Here is a 1976-nt window from a genome sequence, read left to right on the forward strand (position 1 = left end):
GGTTTTTTGGAGCTGCGGCAGTTACAGGAATATTTGTAGTCATTTGGCTTTTATCAGAGTAAACCTTTCAGATATTTTAGCTTATATAACGTATAGTGCAGTTATTTGTTAATTAAGAAGAAAAGCATTAGAGAAAACAAGATATTAAATAATATATAAGGATCTCGCCATTTCTGTTGGATGGTGAGTTTTTTAATGTAAAAAAGCCTACTGTATTTCTATAAAAGTAGGTAGCTGAGTTGATAGTTTTCGCAAATCACTTTGACTCATTAATTATCATCATTATAAAATAATATAAGGATATATTTTACTAGCAGTTATATGTTTAGGTATATCCTTTTTGTAATTATAAGGAAGAAATTCAAGTTAAGACTGAAACAATAAGTTAGGAAAACTAAACTGACGCAGCAGACAATGCAAAAACTCATGAAGGTCTGTCTATTGTTGAAGAAAAGAATTACTAAAAGAAAAAGGGGATAAGTTTAAAATGAATATTAATAAATCATTTAAGGGTATCGCAATAGCAGGATTAAGTGTTAGTTTCATGCTAGTAGGTTGTACATTAAATACATATGGACTTACACAGTCAGAGTATAGAAAAGTAGATAAGTATTATGATGCAGATAAAATGGTATCTGACCTAAAGAAATTGCACTATAGTGATGAACACATTGAAAACCAACTAAGAAACGCATTGTCTAGAATTGAGTATGAAAAGGGAAGTAAGGAAGACGAATCAAGTAGTAAAGAAAGTAAATCAAATGTATCAGACACAGAAGGTGAAAAGAAGGTAAAGGTATCTGAAGAAGATTACCCTTATCGTTTGACTGAACTACACTTAGAATTCCAGTATCATTTAAAAAAACTAGAAAAGAAAACTGATGAATTATTTACAGAAGAGGGTGTCTACATAGGTGAGATAGATTCCTTAATTAGTCACATTAGTTTGGACATAAACCGTTTTGAAAAAATCAAACCACCTAAAAAGTATGAAGACTACCAATTTTTAATACAAGAAGGGGGAGAAGCGATTAGAAAACACCTAATAAAAGTAGAAGATGCAGTTAGACAGTATGATGCCCGTAAGTATGATGGTGAATATGATAAGGATAAAGCAAAAGAAAGCATACAAAACGGTATGTTTGGGATAGATGATGGTGTTTCTAAATGGGAGACAGTATTTAATGGGATAAACGAGAAATACCCTGATGTAGAGCAAAAGGTAAAGGAAGAGAACCAGAAACATGCCAAAGAGGGTCATCGTGAGGAAGATTTAAATGACAAAGTTAGTGGTTCAGAAGTTGATAAATACAAAGCAGCCATCGTAGAAAATACAAATAAGATGGATGAAGTTATGAGACTGATACAAGATATAGGACATTCGGATATAAAGGATTATGAGTCAAAGAAAAGTGAAATCCAATTGAGTTTGGATATGGCCAAAACACACGTAAGAGACATCAAATACCTTGAGGCACCTAAAGGGTTAGAAGTTGAACAAAAAAAGATAAAACAGGCAATGGATAATTACTGGAATGCTCTGCAATTACTCTCAGAGGCATTAGAAGAACAAAATGATAATAAGTTGGAACAGGCAGAAAACAAAGCAGAGCAGGCAATGAAACTATTTAAAAAAGCAACTGAGAGTATTAAAAGTAAAACCAACTAATCATGAAAAGGGGCATATGGCGGTAGCCCTATTGCAAATTTACAAATAAAAAAGATAAGATCGGAGAGTAAGATCTTATCTTTTTACAAAGAGAAACATATTGCAAGATATCTTATTATTCAATTTCTTGTTTCCTCTAATGCTTTTCTTCTTGGTTAAACATCTATTGCGTCATAAGCAAATATGTACACTTGATTAGACAATAGCTGCCTTATACGTTATATAGGCTAAAATAACTGAAAGGTTTACTCTGATAAAATCCAAATGACTACAAATATTCCTGTAACTGCCGCAGCTCAAAAAAAAA

Annotated in this window: 1 protein-coding gene; it reads left to right on the top strand. The window is 32.1% G+C overall.

The annotated features are described in order from the left end of the window. Nucleotides 1–487 precede the first annotated feature (487 nt). Nucleotides 488–1669, top strand: a complete 1182-nt coding sequence (locus MR143_RS32605) for a DUF7018 domain-containing (lipo)protein (protein ID WP_242281299.1) — start codon at nt 488–490, stop codon at nt 1667–1669. Nucleotides 1670–1976: the final 307 nt, after the last annotated feature.

This window comes from Bacillus cereus group sp. BfR-BA-01347, from assembly GCF_022663835.1.
Taxonomy (GTDB): Bacteria; Bacillota; Bacilli; order Bacillales; family Bacillaceae_G; genus Bacillus_A; species Bacillus_A thuringiensis_K.

Bases quoted from the DNA above. Each gene is read 5' to 3' on its own strand.
- MR143_RS32605 (WP_242281299.1), top strand. From the start codon at position 488: ATGAATATTAATAAATCATTTAAGGGTATCGCAATAGCAGGATTAAGT.